We start from the raw sequence: 15022 nt of genomic DNA, 5'->3' as shown, positions 1-15022 counted from the left end.
GCCGATAAGATCGAGATCTGTTGCGGCTGAATGGCTTTCGGGCACAGGGAGGAGGCAATTCCGCCGACCTCAACTCATGCTGGCAGCCCAGGCAAGCTCGCCTGTGCCAGACTTTGAATCAGCCCTGCTCCTGACGGCCTGCTGCAAGCCAGTCTTGCGCTGCCCGGGTGTGGCGCAGCTCTTCCATTGGGATGCCAGCGATCACCATGATTTCCTCGTTTGGTTGTCAAGATCAGGGCGGTTGGAGAGGATATCTCTGCTGCTGGTTTGCAGTTCGCTCTCTGGGCGAATTGGCAGCGTGAGCAGGTTGAGCAGGGGATCCAAAGAGGGCTGCCGGCTGAGCTCGTCCAGATTGATCCAGTCCACCTGCTGCAGAAAGCGGTAGGTCTGTGTCGCCAGACTCAAGGAGCACCACCGGAAATTCAGGGCTGCCGGTTTCGGCGCAGCCGGTGCTTGGGCGCGGCCACAAAACACCATCGAGGCGGTGGCTCAGCTCCTTGATTTCAAGAGCTTCAAAACGGTAGAGCTGATCGCCGGGGGCACCTGGGTCGAGGCCCAGCGCATTGGCGGCGGCGGCTGATCCAGGCAGCAGTGAGCGGATCAGGTCGGGTGCACTTTGAAAGACTCGGTAGTACCAGCGATCGGTGTTCACTGGTTACGGGCGCTGGCTGGCGAAAAGTTAGCTGCGGCTTGGGGTGCGGCGGCACCAGGGTTCGTTCCAAGTGGGCAGCCTGGCGGCTCAGGGAGAAGCCTTGGCAATTTGGATGCCTCTCTCGATCTGTACAGCCTGTACTGATTCATGCACAGTTGCAAATCAGAGGTGGGAACTTGGCAATGCGAATTAGGCGTTTAGGAAAGCATTAGCTCCTCAGGCCGCAGGGGCAGCCGTGGCGTGAACAATTCCCGGACTAGCGGAAGTCCCGGTTGCGCATGAGCCGAAAGCCCAGGGCTGCCGCCAGCAGCACTAGGTCTGCAAGCACAAAGCCAACCAGACCAGCTTTCAGCAGCCAGCTGCTCAGCCGAAAGCGAAATGCTGCTTCCGTCGACGCCAGCACCAGCCAGCCCGGCCGCACCCCCAGGCCCAAGGAGCTGGCCTGCGCCAGCTCCTTGGGCAAACCGAGCCGCCGCAGCGGAGCTTCGAAGGCTTCGATCTGGAAGATGTTTTGGCCCTTACTCCAAAACAAAATCGAGTTGGCACTGGTCAGGTAGCCCATTCGAATTTTAACTGGTGGATTTCGGGTTATCCAGCAGATGCGCTCACAGGCGCAAGGGCTGCAGCTCCCGCGGAATGATGCCTTTTAAGTCAAGCAGCAGGCCGCCAGGCTGCAGCAAAAGCTGCCACTGCTCGGCCCCCCAGGCGGCAAATTCGCGGTGGGCCACCGCGGCCACCACGGCGGCGTAGCGCTGCTCTGCTGGCGGCTCAGCCTGCACCGCCAGGCCATATTCGCGCTGAGCTTCCGCCCCATCCACCCAGGGGTCCACCACCTCAGCCTCCATGCCGTAGCGCTTCAGAGCTTCAATCACATCCACCACACGGGTGTTGCGCAGATCTGGGCAGTTCTCCTTGAAGCTCAACCCAAGCACCAGCACCCTCGCTCCAGCGATCACCAGCCCGCGGCGGGCCAACTCCAGCACCAGCTGCTCCACCAGCCAGCGACCCATGCCGTCGTTAATGCGCCGGCCCGCCAGCACCACCTGGGGGTGATAGCCCAGCTGCTCTGCCCTATGGGTGAGGTAGTAGGGATCCACACCGATGCAGTGGCCGCCCACCAGCCCCGGCCGGAAGGGCAGGAAATTCCACTTGGTGCCGGCTGCCTCCAGCACATCCAGCGTGTCGATGTCCATCTGCCGGAAGATGATCGCCAGCTCGTTCACCAGGGCGATGTTGAGATCGCGCTGGGTGTTTTCGATCACCTTGGCCGCTTCCGCCACCTTGATGCTGGCTGCCAGGTGGGTGCCGGCATCAATGATCGAGCCATAGAAGCCATCCACCCAGGCCGCCGCCGCCGGCGTGCTGCCGCTGGTCACCTTGATGATCGTGGTGAGCTTGTGCTCGTTGTCGCCAGGATTGATCCGCTCGGGGCTGTAGCCGCACACAAAGCCGTCGTTGAAGCGCAGGCCGGATTCCCGCTCCAGGATCGGCACGCACACCTCCTCGGTGGCACCGGGATACACCGTGCTCTCGTAGATCACCACGGGAATAGTGCTGGCGCCCTGGGCGGCGCGGGCCTTGAGAGCCTTGCCCACCGTGGCGCTGGCCTTCTCCAGCGGCGTGAGATCGGGCCGCTTGGCACTGTCGATCGGGGTGGGCACCGTGACGACGAATACGTCGGCCTCCGCGAGTAGGGCCGGATCGTTTGTGAACTCCAGCCCCAGGGCGGCCTGGAGTTCCGCAGGGCTGATTTCGTTGGTGCGGTCGTGGCCGGCGCGCAGCTCGCTGAGGCGCTGGGTATTGATGTCGAAGCCGATCACCCGCCGCTGCAGCAGGGCCCCCGTGCGACGGCAGGTTTGGGGTTTGCCGAATTCCACCGCCAGCGGCAGGCCCACATAGCCCAGGCCGATCATGGCCACGGTGCAGGTCGTCAGCTGCGGCAGAGAGAGCTCCATCGGCGAATCGGGGGCTGAAGCTGGGGTGGACAGAATCGTCAAGAGTGTGGAGAAGATGGGAAGGCGGATCTGGCTGGGCGTTGGAGTAACCACCAGCATGGCGGTTGTACTGGTGGCAGCCGTGGGTTGGATCAGCAGCGATGCCCGTGCCCTGGCCCGCTTCAGCCACCAGCACGGGTTAGACACCCCGGAGAAGGTGTTCACGGCGGTCAATCAACGCTGGCATCAGGCCAGGGCCAGCGATCCGGTGCAACCTGGGCAGAGCATCCAGACCATGCTGGCCAGGCCAAGTCACCGGCTCTGGTGCGATGAGGGAGCCATTTTGATCGGCCTGCTCAATCAGCGCCTGGGCTATCGCACCCGCCTGGTGGATCTGCTCGATGCCCGCACCGGCATCTCACACCACACCACCCTGCAGGTGCAGGAACGAGGCAAGTGGGTGACCTACGACTTCACCAGCCAGCGGCACCGCATCCCTCTGGCCGACACCGTGCCCTACCGAGCCGTTCCTCGCTACCGCGAGTATCCCGCCTCTCCGCTGCACTGGCTGCTACTGCACAACTGGGCTGCCCGTGCGGTGGTGGCAACAGTTCGCGCTCAAACGCCATAAAACTCCCGATACCAAGCCACAAACCGCGCCACCCCTTCCCGCACCGGAGTGTTCGGCTTGAAGCCCGTCCAGGCCTCCAGGGCTGAGGTGTCCGCCGCCGTGGCGGGCACATCGCCGGGCTGCATCGGCAGGAACTGCTTCTCGGCCGTGATCCCCAGGGCGCTCTCGATCGCCTCGATGTAATCCATCAGGGGCGTGGGGTTGGAATTGCCGATGTTGAACACCCGATGCGGCGCCCAGCTGGTGGCTGGATCGGGCGCGGCGGGATCAAAGGCAGGATCCGGGGCGGCCGGCTTGTCGAGCAGGCGGATCAGGCTCTCGATGATGTCGTCCACATAGGTGAAATCGCGCACCATCTCGCCGTTGTTAAACACCTGGATCGGCTCACCGGCCAGCATCGCCTTGGTGAACAAAAACAGGGCCATATCCGGCCGGCCCCACGGCCCATACACCGTGAAAAAGCGCAGGCCCGTGGCCGGCAGCCCGTAGAGGTGGCTGTAGGTGTGGGCCATCAGCTCATTGGCCTTCTTGCTGGCCGCATAAAGGCTCACCGGGTGATCCACCCCCTGCTGCTCTGAAAAGGGCAGCCTGGTGTTGCCGCCATACACCGAACTGCTGCTGGCGTAGAGCAGGTTTTCCACTTCGTGGTGGCGGCAGCCCTCGAGGATGTGGCCGAAGCCCACCAGGTTGGCCTGGATGTAGGCCGAGGGGTTCTCGATCGAATAGCGCACCCCTGCCTGGGCCGCCAGGTTCACCACTTTCTGGGGCTTGTGCTCGGCGAAGGCGGCCTCCACCGCCGCCCGATCCTCCAGATCGGCTTCGATCAGCTGAAACGGTGTGCCGGTTTGGGTTGCCGTGGCCTGCAGCTGTGCCAACCGGGCGCGCTTGAGAGAGGGGTCGTAGTAGGGATTGACGTTGTCAAAACCCACCACCGGTGTGCCCTGCTCCAGCAGCCGGCGGCTCAGGTGGTAGCCGATGAAGCCGGCAGCGCCTGTGACGAAAACGGTCATTCGGAACAGATCCAATCACTAAAGAACGATTAATGGAAGGGAAAAGCTTCGCAATCAGCTCAGCGGATTCTCAGCAAACAGCAGCCAAGGCAGACTTTTTCCGAGCACACCACACTTACAAAAAGGTCGGCAAAGGGAGAGAGCCGTGCTCATCTCCTCATTGCTGAATTGAGTTTGACACAAGGGAGAGGTGGCTGGAATCTGACAATCTTCACCCCCCCCCCATTGTGCAAATTCTGCATCAAATTGCCGCCAGTAAGGCCAGCTGGCCCTTGGATGACAGGGTGAGCAGCGCATCCATGCGGCCCCGTTCGAGCGTCTTACCAGTGCAAGCGGATGGAAATGACTGGCCCGCAATGGCTGCACAGAACTAAGAACAGCCGGCAGCGCGCCGCCCTTGATCGCTAGCATGAAGGCATGAAAGCATGAAAGCATGAAAGCATGAAAGTCGCCCCCGCATGAAAGCCCCGAAACAAGTTATCAAGCAAGTGGGCGCCAGCGGCCAGATCTCCCTGGGCAAGGAGTTCGCTGGGCGCACGGTGGTGGTCGACAGCAGCGAGCCTGGAGTCTGGGTGATCAAAACGGCACAGACCATCCCTGACAGCGAGCTCTGGCTGCATCAACCGGAAGCCGCCGATCGGCTCGATCGGGCCATGGCCGCCATGGGACAACCGGCGCAGGTTGCCGATCTCGAGGCCCTGGAGCGGCATCTGGGCAACCGGTGATTCAGCTCGATCTCAACAATCCGGAATTTCAGGCCAACTTGCTGGCCCTCCATAAGCCAGAGGCCTGGGCTGTTCTGAAGACGCTTCGCCTACTTCAGGCTATGAGCTGGGAGCAACTGCAAAGCAGCAAAGGGCTGCACTGGGAGCTGATCCAAAGCCGCCAAGGGCCCAGCGGAGAGCGGCTCTATTCCCTGCGGATCAGCCGAAGCTGCCGCGCCGTGGCTTGGCGCGATGGCACCTGGCTCCGGCTTCTCTCGCTCCATCCAGATCACGACTCGGCCTATCGCTGAAGAGCCCGATTAAACCCTTACCGCCCCGGGTGCCCGTGGACCTCGCGTCGGCCGGGTGGGACCTCAGAGCCGCACGCACTGCTGGCCGAGCTGGGGCAGCACACAGGCTCATGCTCATCGCAGTACAGCTCGTACGGAATCGAAGAGGGCCAGCCGGTGGGACTCCGGTCCCTGCTCAGGCGTTGGTCGCCAGCACTGCCCAATGCTCATCCGGGCTCTGCCTGCCATGCGGTTCTGGGAGAGATCCATCAAAACCGCGCCACCTGAAAGCCCATGCTGGCGGCGGCATCAGCCATCACCCCATCAGCGGTGGCAACAATCGAGACCGCCAGATCAGCCGCCACCGTGAGATGCAGAGCATCCAGCGTGCGCAGAGGATGCTCCGGATAACGCGCGATCAGATTCGTTGCTTCCGCAAAACGTGCATCATCCAGCGGATACCGCTGCAGCCAGCCACGATCGATATCGTCGAGAAGGGCTGCAAACAGCACAGACTCGAGTTCAACCGAAAGATCGCCCATGCGCCGGCGGCGACTCAGCAAGGAACGCATCTCTGTGACGCTGAGGCTGCTGATCACAGCCGAATCCAGCCCCTGCAGAAATTCGACAAAGGCTTCAGAACCGGCCTCGTTGAGATACCACTTCGCCAGCGCACTGGTATCGAGATAGGCACGTTTTTCGGCGCTCACCCCGGTCAGCACTCATCACGCTCGCCGCGGACCAGATCAGCTGAGCTGGTCTTCAACAACGGCATGCGCCGACGAAGGTCGGCATGGTCGGGGGGGCGCCGATGCTGCGTCATGGGCAGGACCCGCGCGATCGGCTCACCTCGCCGACGGATCACCAACTCTCCTTCAGTGGCGACCAACTCGGCCAGCTGGCCGAGATTGGCACGCATCTCACGAATGTTGAGCTCTTTCACCAGCGCCTCACGTTGTGCTGCAATTTTAGCCGCTGCAGCACAAGCCGTGGCGTGGTCGTGCTCATCGCAGCGCCAACCTCTCCAAGCCTTCAAACCGCTCAAAATCGCGATCGAAACTCACCAAGCGCCAGCCATTGGCGATCGCCAAGGCGGCCAGGCATCGGTGCACAAACGGGGCGGCAGCGGTGCACGAACAAATGCAACCCTGCCGACCAAGTGGGTAGCTCATCCAAGCTGGATTCACCCCCAGCCAATAGGCATTCAGCTGGCCCTCTCAGAGCCGTGCCAGCAGGGCCAGTTGTCCAGGCAGTGGATTGGTGCCCGGATGGGCCTGCATCAGGTAATCAAGGGCCCGCTGGGGCGTTAGCCCATGGCGGCGCACCAGCCAGGCCAGGCACACCAGCGGCGAGCGCTCCATTGCCGCCACACAGTGCACAAACACCGGGCCGTGCTCCCGCAGGCTGGCCAGCAGCTCCAGGGCCTGCTCCAGCTCCGCCAGCTCGGGCAAGCGCTCAGCCCGATGGTCGGGCAGCACCAACCGGCCACACGCAAAGCGATTCGCCAGCCCCTGCGGCGGCGGCGCCTCAGCCTCGCTGCAGAGGCTCAACACCGCAGTCACGCCCGCTTCTGTGAGGCGATCCAGGTGGCGCTCGGCCCGCGGCGCCGGCCCCACCGCCAGCTCCTGCACCAGCACCCAATCCACCCGAAACCTGCTCTGCCCAGCTGCTGGCATCAGTCCTTGTTGATCAGGTCCACCAGGGCCAAGACGTTCACCAAGCCCGTGAGTGGGGTGCTCACCGCCCCGATCGCGTCGCTGGCCACCGCCATGCCGCTGCGGTTCACCACCACCGTGTCGCCATCACGCAGGGGAGGGTTCTTGGTGTTGGAAACACCCTGGCTCAAGTTGAGCTGGAAGCGCTGGCGGGTGGCCGTGCCGTTGCGATTGATCCGCACCAGCTCCACATTGCCCGTACTGGCGCGCCAGCTCTGGGGGCCGCCAGCCGCCAGAACCGCCTGCACCAGAGGGGTGTTCGCCTGCAGCTGCACCGCCCCAGGGCGCAGCACCTCACCGATCACATTCACCTGGATCTGCTGGGGGGAGAGGTTCGCAGCTGCCAGTTCCACCGCCTCTACCGAAGGCTCAGCAGCCTGCACGATCCGAATCGTGTCGCCGTCAAACAGGAAGGGGTTCTGCTGCTGATCTCCCTCCAGCACTAGGGCCAGCAGATTCAGGCGCGCCTGCTTGTAGCTGGGCCGATCCCCCGGCAGCCGGCGCTGCAGCACCACCTGGCGCAGGTCGGCCAGCTGGGTGATGCCGCCTGCCTTCTGAATCGCATCCACCACCGTGGGCAAACCGCTCACCGTGAGGCTGGGGCCCCCTTCCGTCTGGGTGGTTTCACTAGTGGTGAGCGAATACAGGCCCGGCCGCTCCACCTCTCCCACCAGGGCCACCCGGATCGGCCGGGGCTTCACCACCCTCAGCTGCAGCTCCGGGCGCAGCAGCTGCTTGCGATAGAGCGAAGTGAGCCAGAGGTTGGCCTGCGACAAGCTCAGCCCCGTGAGCCGCACACTGCCGATCAGGGGCAGCGACGCCGTGCCGTCATTGAGCACCTCCAACGGGCCGGAGAGTTCGGGCGCATCAAACAACTTGAGATCCAGCCCGTCGCCTGGTCCCAGCAGATAGCTGTCGTCCTGCAGGGTGGCGAGCTGTGCCGGCATAGCCTGACCCACAACCTGGCCATCTAGGCCCCCGGCCCGTACCTGCAGCGCCAGCATCGCCAGGGCAGCAACCAGGGCCGACGCCGGGATGATCGGCCGTAATGCTGTCCTCAACACAGGGGGATCTGCAGCCCTAAGTGTCCCACAGCTGGCCACCAGGGATGCTGCCTCGAACTAGCCTAAAAGCCGGAACTGCACCGGCTGAGTGTCCAATCTGATCGCTCGCCCGCACACCACTCCCGGCCCCGCGTCGCACGGGAATGGGACCCTGCAAGCCGATGTGCAGATGGTGCAGGTGCGTGATTCGGGCAACCCTGCTGCCGCGGCCGCCGACGACAACCTCGATCTCTCCGAGCTGTGGAGAGCCCTGCGCCGGCGCAGCAAGCTGGTGGGTCTCACAGCCGCCGTCGTCTTCGCCATCACGGCTGGCAAAACGGCCCATCAGCGGCTGTTCCAACCGGTGTACCAAGGCAGCTTCCAGCTGCTGATCAGCGATCCGATTAGCGACGAAAACAAACGTTCTGGTGGGCAGGAAGGCCAAGGCATGTATGCCGAACTGGCACGCAACACCACCACTGCCGATATCCCAACCCTGATCGAGGTGCTGCGCAGCCCAGCCATGCTGGCGCCTGTGGCCCAGCGCTTCGGCCTTCGCGCTTCGAGCTTGGGCGGCCGCATCAGCATTGAGAACCCTGGCAACCGCTTGTCAACCGCCAGAGGGGTCATCAACGTAACTCTCACTGGAGGCGATCCCCAGCAGGACAAGCTGCTGCTCGAGGCCCTCAGCAGCACCTACCTCCAGGCCGCCCTCAACCAGCGCCAGCAGCGCCTAGCCGACGGCATTCGCTTCCTCAACCAGCAAGCCCCGGCCCTCGAAGCCAAAACCGCCGAGCTCCAGGGTGAACTGGCCGCCTTCCGCCAACGCCACAACCTGCTCGAACCGCTGATCGAGGGAGCCGCCCTTCGCACCCAGGTCACAACCCTGGAGCAGGAAGTAAGCAGTCTTCAGGCCGATCGTGCCCGCCTGGTCAATGTGCGAAGCAGCATCGTGGCCGGCACCCTCACCGCCCGCAGCTTCGAGGAAGCCATCGGCTCGGGCGCAGCGGCTGGAGGCGGCGGCTCTAGCCAGGGCCTTTCGGTGACCGGCACCAACCAGATCCTGCTCGAGCAGCTCACCAAGGTGGAGCAGCAGCTCGGCGAAGCCCGCTCCAAATTCAGCAGCGGCTCTTCGATGGTGCGCGGCCTTACCGCCCAGCGCAACGGGTTGCTGCCCCTGCTGCGCCGCAACCAGATCGAAGCCGTGGATGCGGCCCTCGGGATCAATGCCAATCGCCTCACCACTGCCCAAGGCCAGCTGGCCCAGATGGCCAGCCGCTTCCAGAAACAGCCCGGCCTGATCCGCCAATACGAAACCCTGCAACAGAAACTGCAGATCGCCCAAGACAACCTCTCCGGCTTCATCAAAACCCGCGAGAACTTCCAGCTCGAAATCGCCCAGCGCACCGTGCCCTGGAAGGTGATCACACCACCTGCCATGAATCCCAACCCGGTGTGGCCTTCCGTGCCCCGCAACCTCGCCCTAGGCGTGGTGCTGGGCCTGGTGGCCGGAGCCGGGGCCGGCCTGCTGCGCGACCGGTTCGACCATGTGTTCCATAACCCCGGTGAAGTGAAGGAGGAGCTGGGGGAGGCCCTGCTGGGCCACATCCCCCACGTGGCTTTCTTCAAAGGGGTGCGGGAAGACAAACGCTTCCTGCTGCGCGAGCTCGACCTCACGGTGGGCTCTAAAGACGAGAAGATGACCGGCTACCAACGCTTCTTCTACCAGGAAGCCCTGCGCAACCTCTACACCTCCCTGCGCTTCCTCAACTCCGATCGCCCCCTGCGCTCGGTGGCCCTCACCAGCAGCCTGCCCGCCGAAGGCAAAAGCCTCACCAACGTGCTGCTCGCCAAAACCATCGCCGAGATGGGTCAGCGGGTGCTTCTGGTCGACGCCGACCTGCGCAAACCCCAGATGCACCATCGACTGGGCGTCAACAACCTAACCGGCCTCAGCAACCTGCTCACCGACGACGAGCTGCACTGGCGCCAGGTGGTGCAGCCGGTGGCCGACTACCCGGGCTGGAGTGTGATCACCGCCGGCCAACGCCCCCCCGATCCCACCCGGCTGCTCAGCTCGTCCCGCATGCAACAGCTCGTGGATGGGCTGGCCAACAGTGGCGACTTCGATCTGATCATCTACGACACCCCGCCCGTGCTGGGCCTCGCCGACGCGGCCCTAGTGGCTGAACACCTCGATGGCCTGATGCTGCTGGTGAGCCTGGGCCGGGTAGACCGCGGCCTGCCGAAGGAGGCGATCGCCCGCATCCGCAGCGCCGGCGCCCAGCTGCTCGGCGTGGTCACCAATGCGGTGAAAGAAGAGGGCGGCAGCGCCTCCAGCTATGCCTACGGCGGCTATGGGTATGGCGGGTATGGGTATGGCGGTTATGACACCCGCAGCGCCTACGCCTACTACGTCGATTCCGACGCCGAGAGCGCCGAGCAGCAGCCCCAAAAGCAAGCGGTGGCGAAAACCTGGCCCGAGCGCACCCGCCAGCTGCAGCGGCGATTGCTGCACTGGATTGATTCTTGAGCCCCGGTTTTCCCTCCCCCCTGCGCTGGGCGCCCTGGCTGCTGCTGGCCTGGGCGCCGCCGAGCCTGGCGCTGGAGTGGCAGCCGGCAGCTGGGCCCACGGGCCAACCCGGCACTCCCCTGGCGCCCCAATGGAGCGAAGCCGAATCCCCCTTCAGCCCTGATCCCAGCGCCCCAGCCCCCCCCCTCTGGGAGCTGCCGCCAACCAACGCTGCGCCCCCTGGCCCAAGCAGCCTGCAGTGGGCGGCGGTGGCCCCGGGCCAGGAAATTCTGCCCCCCACCGCCGCTGAGGTTCTCCCACCAGCCCCGGCCAGCCTGGCCGAAGTGCAGGCGCTCCTCACCACCCAAATGCCCGGCTGGGACGACTACCTGCCCCTGCTGCGCCTGGGCCAGCTGCCCACCACGGCCCTAGTGCACGAGGCCCTGGGCCAGCTCAGCTTTCAGCAGGTGAGCCCCGGCAACGGCGGCGCCGCAGGCGGCTCCGGCAACCAGAACTACGGCTTCCGCGCCGACTACGGCCTCACCCCGGCCCTAATGGCCTCCGCCTATTACACCTACGCCGACGACCCGCTCTTCACGCCCATCCCCAGCCGGCCCTCCCAGCCCGCCAACCTCTGGACCGTCTATGGAGGCAGCCTGCGGGCCCGACTCGCGGGTAGCGACAAGTGGCAGCTCGCCGCCGAGGGAGCCCTCGAGCTCTTCACCGTGGGCAGCGGCTGCGGCGGCACCGTGAGCTGCGATGACGCCGGCACGCCCAACATCTTCAACGACTCCGGCCAGAGCGTATTCACCCGCAACTGGGTGGGTGCCCTCTCCTTGCCCCTCTCCTGGCAAGCCAACCGCAACCTGCAGCTCTCCTTTGTGCCAGCGGTGAGCTTTCTGCCGGACTCCCAGGGGGCCGACCAGGGCGGTGGCGGTGAGTTTTACGGCACAAACATCAGCCTGGGGGTGGGCGCCAGCTACCGCGTCGGCAACCAGGTGCAGCTGTTTGGCTCGGCCATGCTGCCCCTCGGCCCGGGCAACAACGCCTTCGATGGCGATCTGGTGTATTCGCGGGTGCCGGTGCTCTCGGTTGGCGCCAACATCGCCGTCAACCCCCGCATCGGCCTAGAGGCCAGCATCACCAACGGCTTTGGCCTCAGCCCCGCCACCGCCATCCTGGCCCTGCCCAGCGCGCCCTCTGAGCCCATGCTCAGCGCCCGCTTCTCCTGGAATCCCGGTGCGCTCGATTCCCCCAGCCCCCGCTACACACCCCGCCAGGCCTCCCTCGCCCTCGGTGGCCTCAGCGTCAACACTGCCCTCACCCCGGCCGATGGCACCACCCAGGTATGGCTCAATGGCGACAGCCGCGGCAACCTCTTTGCCGGCGCCGGCTACTCGGTGTCCAACGACTTCCAGTTCCAGCTGGCGGCCGGCGTGTTTAACGGCATCGAGCCCCGCAATTCCTTCGTGAACACCTACGCCGGCAACGGCGACCTCAACCTGCGCTTCGGTGGCAAGGCGATGGTGTTTCGGCCCAGTAAAAAGCTGCCCCTCTGGGCCGCCGGCCGCATCTCCGTTGGCCGCAACGAAGACGAGAGCAGCAAGCAGGGCTACCTCTTCTTTGAAACCATGAACACCTGGGAGGCCTCCCCAACGCTGGCCTTCCACCTCAACCCCAAGCTCGCCCTGAACGGCGACGGCACCAGTTGGGGAGTGGGGCTGGCCGCCAACCTGCAGCTGGGTCGCCGCTTTCAACTAATCCCAGAAATCAACCTGGTAGCGACCGATCTCGGCGGCGAAAACGGCTCCAACGGCAGCCTGGCGTTGCGCTGGCTGGCCTCGGCGTCCACCACCCTCGACGTCTACGTGTCCAATGCCGCCGGCATCTACGACCTCGGCCAGCTGCTCGGAAACGACCAAGTGCGCGTGGGCGCCCGCCTGGCCTTCAGCTTCTAGCTCTCAAGCGCACCCGGATGCCGTTGCGGGAGCGCAGGGTGAGCCGCGCCACCAGCTCCGGCTCGTGCTCAGGATCGGGCAGCACCTCAAAGCGGCGCACCAGCTCGGCCAACACCAGCAGGGCTTCCTGCTGGGCAAACGCCGCTCCCGGGCACTTGCGCGGGCCCAGGCCGTAGGGAAGAAAAGCATCGCGGGCCCAGCGCCGATCGTCTGCATTGGCATCACTCAGGAAGCGCTCAGGCCTAAAGGCGTTGGGCTCGCTCCAGTGCTGCTCGTGGCGCTGGATTACCCAGGGGGAGATCGTCACCAAGGCCCGCATCGGGCAGCGGCTGCCCGCCAGCTCGGTGTTGGCCTGAGACTCGCGGCTGAAAAAACTTAGGGGTGGGTATAGCCGCAGGGTTTCATTGAAAATGGCGGCCCCGTAGGAGAGCTGGCGCAGATCCTCGAAGCCCAACGGTAGATCCGGCGCGCCGGCCCGGGAGCCCAACACCTGCAGCACCTCAGCGCGCAGGCGCTGCTGAACCTCGGGGAAACAGCCCAGCAGATACACCGCCATGCCCAGGGCACTGGCGGAGGTTTCGTGGCCCGCCAAAAACAGGACACACACCTGATCGAGCAACTGCTCGCGGCTGAAGCAGGCGCCTGTTTCCGGATCGCGGGCTTCGATCAGAGCCGCCAGCAGGTCGCTAGGGGTGTGGGCAGCGGGGGCGTTCAAGCGGGCATCGATCGCAGCGGAGATCCAGGCGCGGATCGGGGTGGCATGGGTGGCCAGGTAGCCCTGCAAGGGCCGACGCGGCAGCCTCAGGAAACGCAGCATCAGCGCTTGACCAGCGCGCTTCTGGTAGCGAGTGAAGGCCGCAAAAATCGCCTCAGCCTCCGCCCCTTCCAGCGACCGAGACAAAATCGTGCGCACGATCACATCAGCTGTCACCAGAGTCATCTCGGCATCGACATCCACCGAGCGGCCAGCCACCAGATCACCAGCCACCTGGACCTCCAGCCGCGCCAAACTGGCCCGACAAGCTGCTGCCATCTGAGGCAAGACCCGCTGCAGCTGGGCCATTTGCAAGGCCTGGTCCAGGAGCCGGCGCTGCTGGGCCCACTCCTCGCCGTTCACCGCAAAGATTCCCCGACCGATCAGGGGCTCCAGGATCCAGAGCATGTAGGGATGCTTGGGGAAAGCCTCCACCTCGCTCACCAGCACCTGGCGCACTGCCGCCGGCTCGTTCACCAGCAACAGGTTGAGCCCCATGAATCGCAACGCCCCCACCGGAATGCGGAAGTCCCATTCATTGAGCAGGCCAAACCAGGAATAAAGGCCCCGGCGGATGCGGCGCAGAAAATTCGGCGTGTAGGGCTCTGGCGGCGGATAGACGGGCTCTTGGGTCATGGCGCCAGCAGCTGCTCGATCAGATCAAAGCCACCGCTGCGCCCTGGCTCCGCGGTGCGCAGGTATTCGAAGTGCAAATCAAATTGGTGGCTGAGCAGATCAACCAATCTGCTGAGGCCCTGGCGCTGGGCCAGGGGGATCAGCCGCAGCTCCGGGTAGGCCTCGGGGCCCTGGCGGGGCACGCCGCAGCTGGGGTAAGGGTCAACCGCCGCGAAGCAGAGGTAGTCGTCGCGGGAGGTGATATCCAGCCAGGGCAGCCGCGGTTCCTCTGCCAGCAGGGCCAGATCGTCATGAAAGGCGCGGGCCTTGCCATGCACAGCCAGGTTGGCCAGGTTCTGGCCCAGGCTGAGCAACTGCAACCGCCCAGCCAGCTGCCGGTCCAGACCCTGGCGGCGCAGTTCTGCAGCCAGCATCGCCATCACGAAGGAGCCGCTGCTGTGGCCTACCAACAGCACCTCAGCAGCAGGATCACTGGCCTCCAGCTCGCCGATTCGCTGAGCCAGCTCCGCCACCCGGCGCCGCAGATCGCCGTCACGCGCCTGACCCAGCCGGTGGGTGAAGCGAATTGAGCGAAACAGCCACACCACGCCGAGGTGGTTGGCCAAGCGCCAGGCAAGCGCGCAGCCGGAAAGCACGACAACCAGCTGCAGGACCAACAGCAAGCCGGCCGGCAGCAGTTGCAGATAGCTAAGTAGGCCCAACAAACTGCAGGCAACAAGCAGTACCAGCAGCGTTGTACCCACATAGAGGACTGGATAGAGGCCACACAAGGCCACCTGCTCCGACAAGCGGCGCATTTTTAAATATCCACCAGCAAAGACGTACCAGCAATAGATGCTGATGCCATCGCGCAAAAGCACCAGTGGATTCTTGGGCCAATGGGCCCGGGCGATGTCGTCCCAGTGCAGGAAACAGAAATCCAGCCGTAAGGCCAAATCTTCCTGCACCTGCCAACGGCTGATCAGGTGGTCCTGCTTTTGACCACGACGGTGGCTTGTCTTCAAGCAACGGGCGCTCCAATGCTTGAGCTGACGCACCTGCTCGCCAAACATGCGGTAGTAAAAACTGGCCCCGCGGGGATCGAAGCCACTTAAAAAGTAGACGCGCCGACGGGGGCCATCCTGGTCAAGAATGTCGGAATCGCTCCTAGTGCCGTGCTCGCAACTTTTCTGCCGCAACGACT

General features: G+C 64.5%; 15 protein-coding genes and 1 pseudogene. 5 read left to right on the top strand and 11 right to left on the bottom strand.

What is annotated here, in order from left to right:
- Positions 1–232 precede the first annotated feature (232 nt).
- The 3 genes from KBY83_RS15480 to KBY83_RS06545 all read right to left on the bottom strand — a co-directional run bounded on the left by KBY83_RS15480 (position 233) and on the right by KBY83_RS06545 (position 2565).
- A complete protein-coding gene (locus KBY83_RS15480) occupies positions 233–652 on the bottom strand; it encodes a DUF2887 domain-containing protein (protein ID WP_396093554.1) in 420 nt (139 codons plus the stop codon).
- Positions 653–908: 256 nt separating this feature from the next.
- Entirely contained in the window at positions 909–1214 is a 306-nt protein-coding gene (locus KBY83_RS06550) for a hypothetical protein (protein WP_255018833.1), read from the bottom strand.
- Between the two features lie 43 nt (positions 1215–1257).
- Positions 1258–2565 (bottom strand): nucleotide sugar dehydrogenase, encoded by a 1308-nt coding sequence (locus KBY83_RS06545; protein ID WP_255018832.1) that lies wholly within the window; start codon positions 2563–2565, stop codon positions 1258–1260.
- Here KBY83_RS06545 and KBY83_RS06540 point away from each other — a divergent pair.
- The gene (locus KBY83_RS06540; RefSeq protein WP_255018831.1) at positions 2564–3217 is read left to right on the top strand and encodes a hypothetical protein; all 654 of its coding nucleotides are present in this window, start codon (positions 2564–2566) and stop codon (positions 3215–3217) included. The two genes, KBY83_RS06545 and KBY83_RS06540, sit on opposite strands and share 2 nt — an antisense overlap.
- Here the strand turns inward: KBY83_RS06540 and KBY83_RS06535 are convergent.
- Positions 3205–4227: an NAD-dependent epimerase gene (locus tag KBY83_RS06535; protein ID WP_315858955.1), complete on the bottom strand. Its 1023-nt coding sequence runs from the start codon at positions 4225–4227 to the stop codon at positions 3205–3207. The genes KBY83_RS06540 and KBY83_RS06535 overlap by 13 nt on opposite strands.
- A 458-nt stretch (positions 4228–4685) precedes the next feature.
- Between KBY83_RS06535 and KBY83_RS06530 the strand changes: the two genes are divergently transcribed.
- On the top strand, positions 4686–4952 hold the full coding sequence (locus KBY83_RS06530; RefSeq protein WP_255018830.1) for a hypothetical protein: 267 nt from the start codon (positions 4686–4688) through the stop codon (positions 4950–4952).
- Entirely contained in the window at positions 4949–5242 is a 294-nt protein-coding gene (locus KBY83_RS06525) for a hypothetical protein (protein ID WP_255018829.1), read from the top strand. The genes KBY83_RS06530 and KBY83_RS06525 overlap by 4 nt, the downstream gene beginning before the upstream one ends.
- Before the next feature lie 248 nt (positions 5243–5490).
- Here the strand turns inward: KBY83_RS06525 and KBY83_RS06520 are convergent, their stop codons facing one another.
- The 5 genes and pseudogenes from KBY83_RS06520 to KBY83_RS06500 all read right to left on the bottom strand — a co-directional run bounded on the left by KBY83_RS06520 (position 5491) and on the right by KBY83_RS06500 (position 8000).
- Complete coding sequence (locus KBY83_RS06520; RefSeq protein ID WP_255018828.1) at positions 5491–5943, bottom strand: type II toxin-antitoxin system VapC family toxin; 453 nt, start codon at positions 5941–5943, stop codon at positions 5491–5493.
- Entirely contained in the window at positions 5937–6164 is a 228-nt protein-coding gene (locus tag KBY83_RS06515; protein ID WP_255018827.1) for a type II toxin-antitoxin system Phd/YefM family antitoxin, read from the bottom strand. The genes KBY83_RS06520 and KBY83_RS06515 overlap by 7 nt, the downstream gene beginning before the upstream one ends.
- Before the next feature lie 61 nt (positions 6165–6225).
- Positions 6226–6321 (bottom strand): annotated as a pseudogene (locus KBY83_RS15475) (VapC toxin family PIN domain ribonuclease); the annotation flags it as partial.
- 117 nt (positions 6322–6438) lie between these two features.
- Entirely contained in the window at positions 6439–6897 is a 459-nt protein-coding gene (locus tag KBY83_RS06505) for a dual specificity protein phosphatase family protein (protein WP_255018825.1), read from the bottom strand.
- The gene (locus tag KBY83_RS06500; protein ID WP_396093550.1) at positions 6897–8000 is read right to left on the bottom strand and encodes an SLBB domain-containing protein; all 1104 of its coding nucleotides are present in this window, start codon (positions 7998–8000) and stop codon (positions 6897–6899) included. The genes KBY83_RS06505 and KBY83_RS06500 overlap by 1 nt, the downstream gene beginning before the upstream one ends.
- An 88-nt stretch (positions 8001–8088) precedes the next feature.
- Here KBY83_RS06500 and KBY83_RS06495 point away from each other — a divergent pair, with 88 nt between their 5' ends.
- Positions 8089–10512, top strand: a complete 2424-nt coding sequence (locus tag KBY83_RS06495) for a polysaccharide biosynthesis tyrosine autokinase (protein ID WP_255018823.1) — start codon at positions 8089–8091, stop codon at positions 10510–10512.
- On the top strand, positions 10509–12449 hold the full coding sequence (locus KBY83_RS06490) for a hypothetical protein (protein WP_255018822.1): 1941 nt from the start codon (positions 10509–10511) through the stop codon (positions 12447–12449). Before KBY83_RS06495 ends, KBY83_RS06490 begins: the two co-directional genes overlap by 4 nt.
- Here the strand turns inward: KBY83_RS06490 and KBY83_RS06485 are convergent.
- Both KBY83_RS06485 and KBY83_RS06480 read right to left on the bottom strand, forming a co-directional pair.
- Entirely contained in the window at positions 12439–13839 is a 1401-nt protein-coding gene (locus tag KBY83_RS06485; protein ID WP_255018821.1) for a cytochrome P450, read from the bottom strand. The two genes, KBY83_RS06490 and KBY83_RS06485, sit on opposite strands and share 11 nt — an antisense overlap.
- Complete coding sequence (locus KBY83_RS06480; RefSeq protein WP_255018820.1) at positions 13836–15017, bottom strand: hypothetical protein; 1182 nt, start codon at positions 15015–15017, stop codon at positions 13836–13838. Before KBY83_RS06480 ends, KBY83_RS06485 begins: the two co-directional genes overlap by 4 nt.
- Between the last annotated feature and the right edge of the window lie 5 nt (positions 15018–15022).

The organism is Cyanobium sp. WKJ7-Wakatipu (genome assembly GCF_024345355.1).
In the GTDB taxonomy this organism is placed as follows: Bacteria; Cyanobacteriota; Cyanobacteriia; order PCC-6307; family Cyanobiaceae; genus Cyanobium_A; species Cyanobium_A usitatum.
Note: the sequence above shows the minus strand (reverse complement) of the source record. Positions and strands in the feature narration are given on the sequence as shown.

Coding starts and splice junctions, on each gene's coding strand:
- KBY83_RS06505 (WP_255018825.1), bottom strand. CDS start 6,897: ATGCCAGCAGCTGGGCAGAGCAGGTTTCGGGTGGATTGGGTGCTGGTG.
- KBY83_RS06485 (WP_255018821.1), bottom strand. CDS start 13,839: ATGACCCAAGAGCCCGTCTATCCGCCGCCAGAGCCCTACACGCCGAAT.
- KBY83_RS06550 (WP_255018833.1), bottom strand. CDS start 1,214: ATGGGCTACCTGACCAGTGCCAACTCGATTTTGTTTTGGAGTAAGGGC.
- KBY83_RS06540 (WP_255018831.1), top strand. CDS start 2,564: ATGGCCACGGTGCAGGTCGTCAGCTGCGGCAGAGAGAGCTCCATCGGC.
- KBY83_RS06535 (WP_315858955.1), bottom strand. CDS start 4,227: ATGACCGTTTTCGTCACAGGCGCTGCCGGCTTCATCGGCTACCACCTG.
- KBY83_RS06545 (WP_255018832.1), bottom strand. CDS start 2,565: ATGATCGGCCTGGGCTATGTGGGCCTGCCGCTGGCGGTGGAATTCGGC.
- KBY83_RS06530 (WP_255018830.1), top strand. CDS start 4,686: ATGAAAGCCCCGAAACAAGTTATCAAGCAAGTGGGCGCCAGCGGCCAG.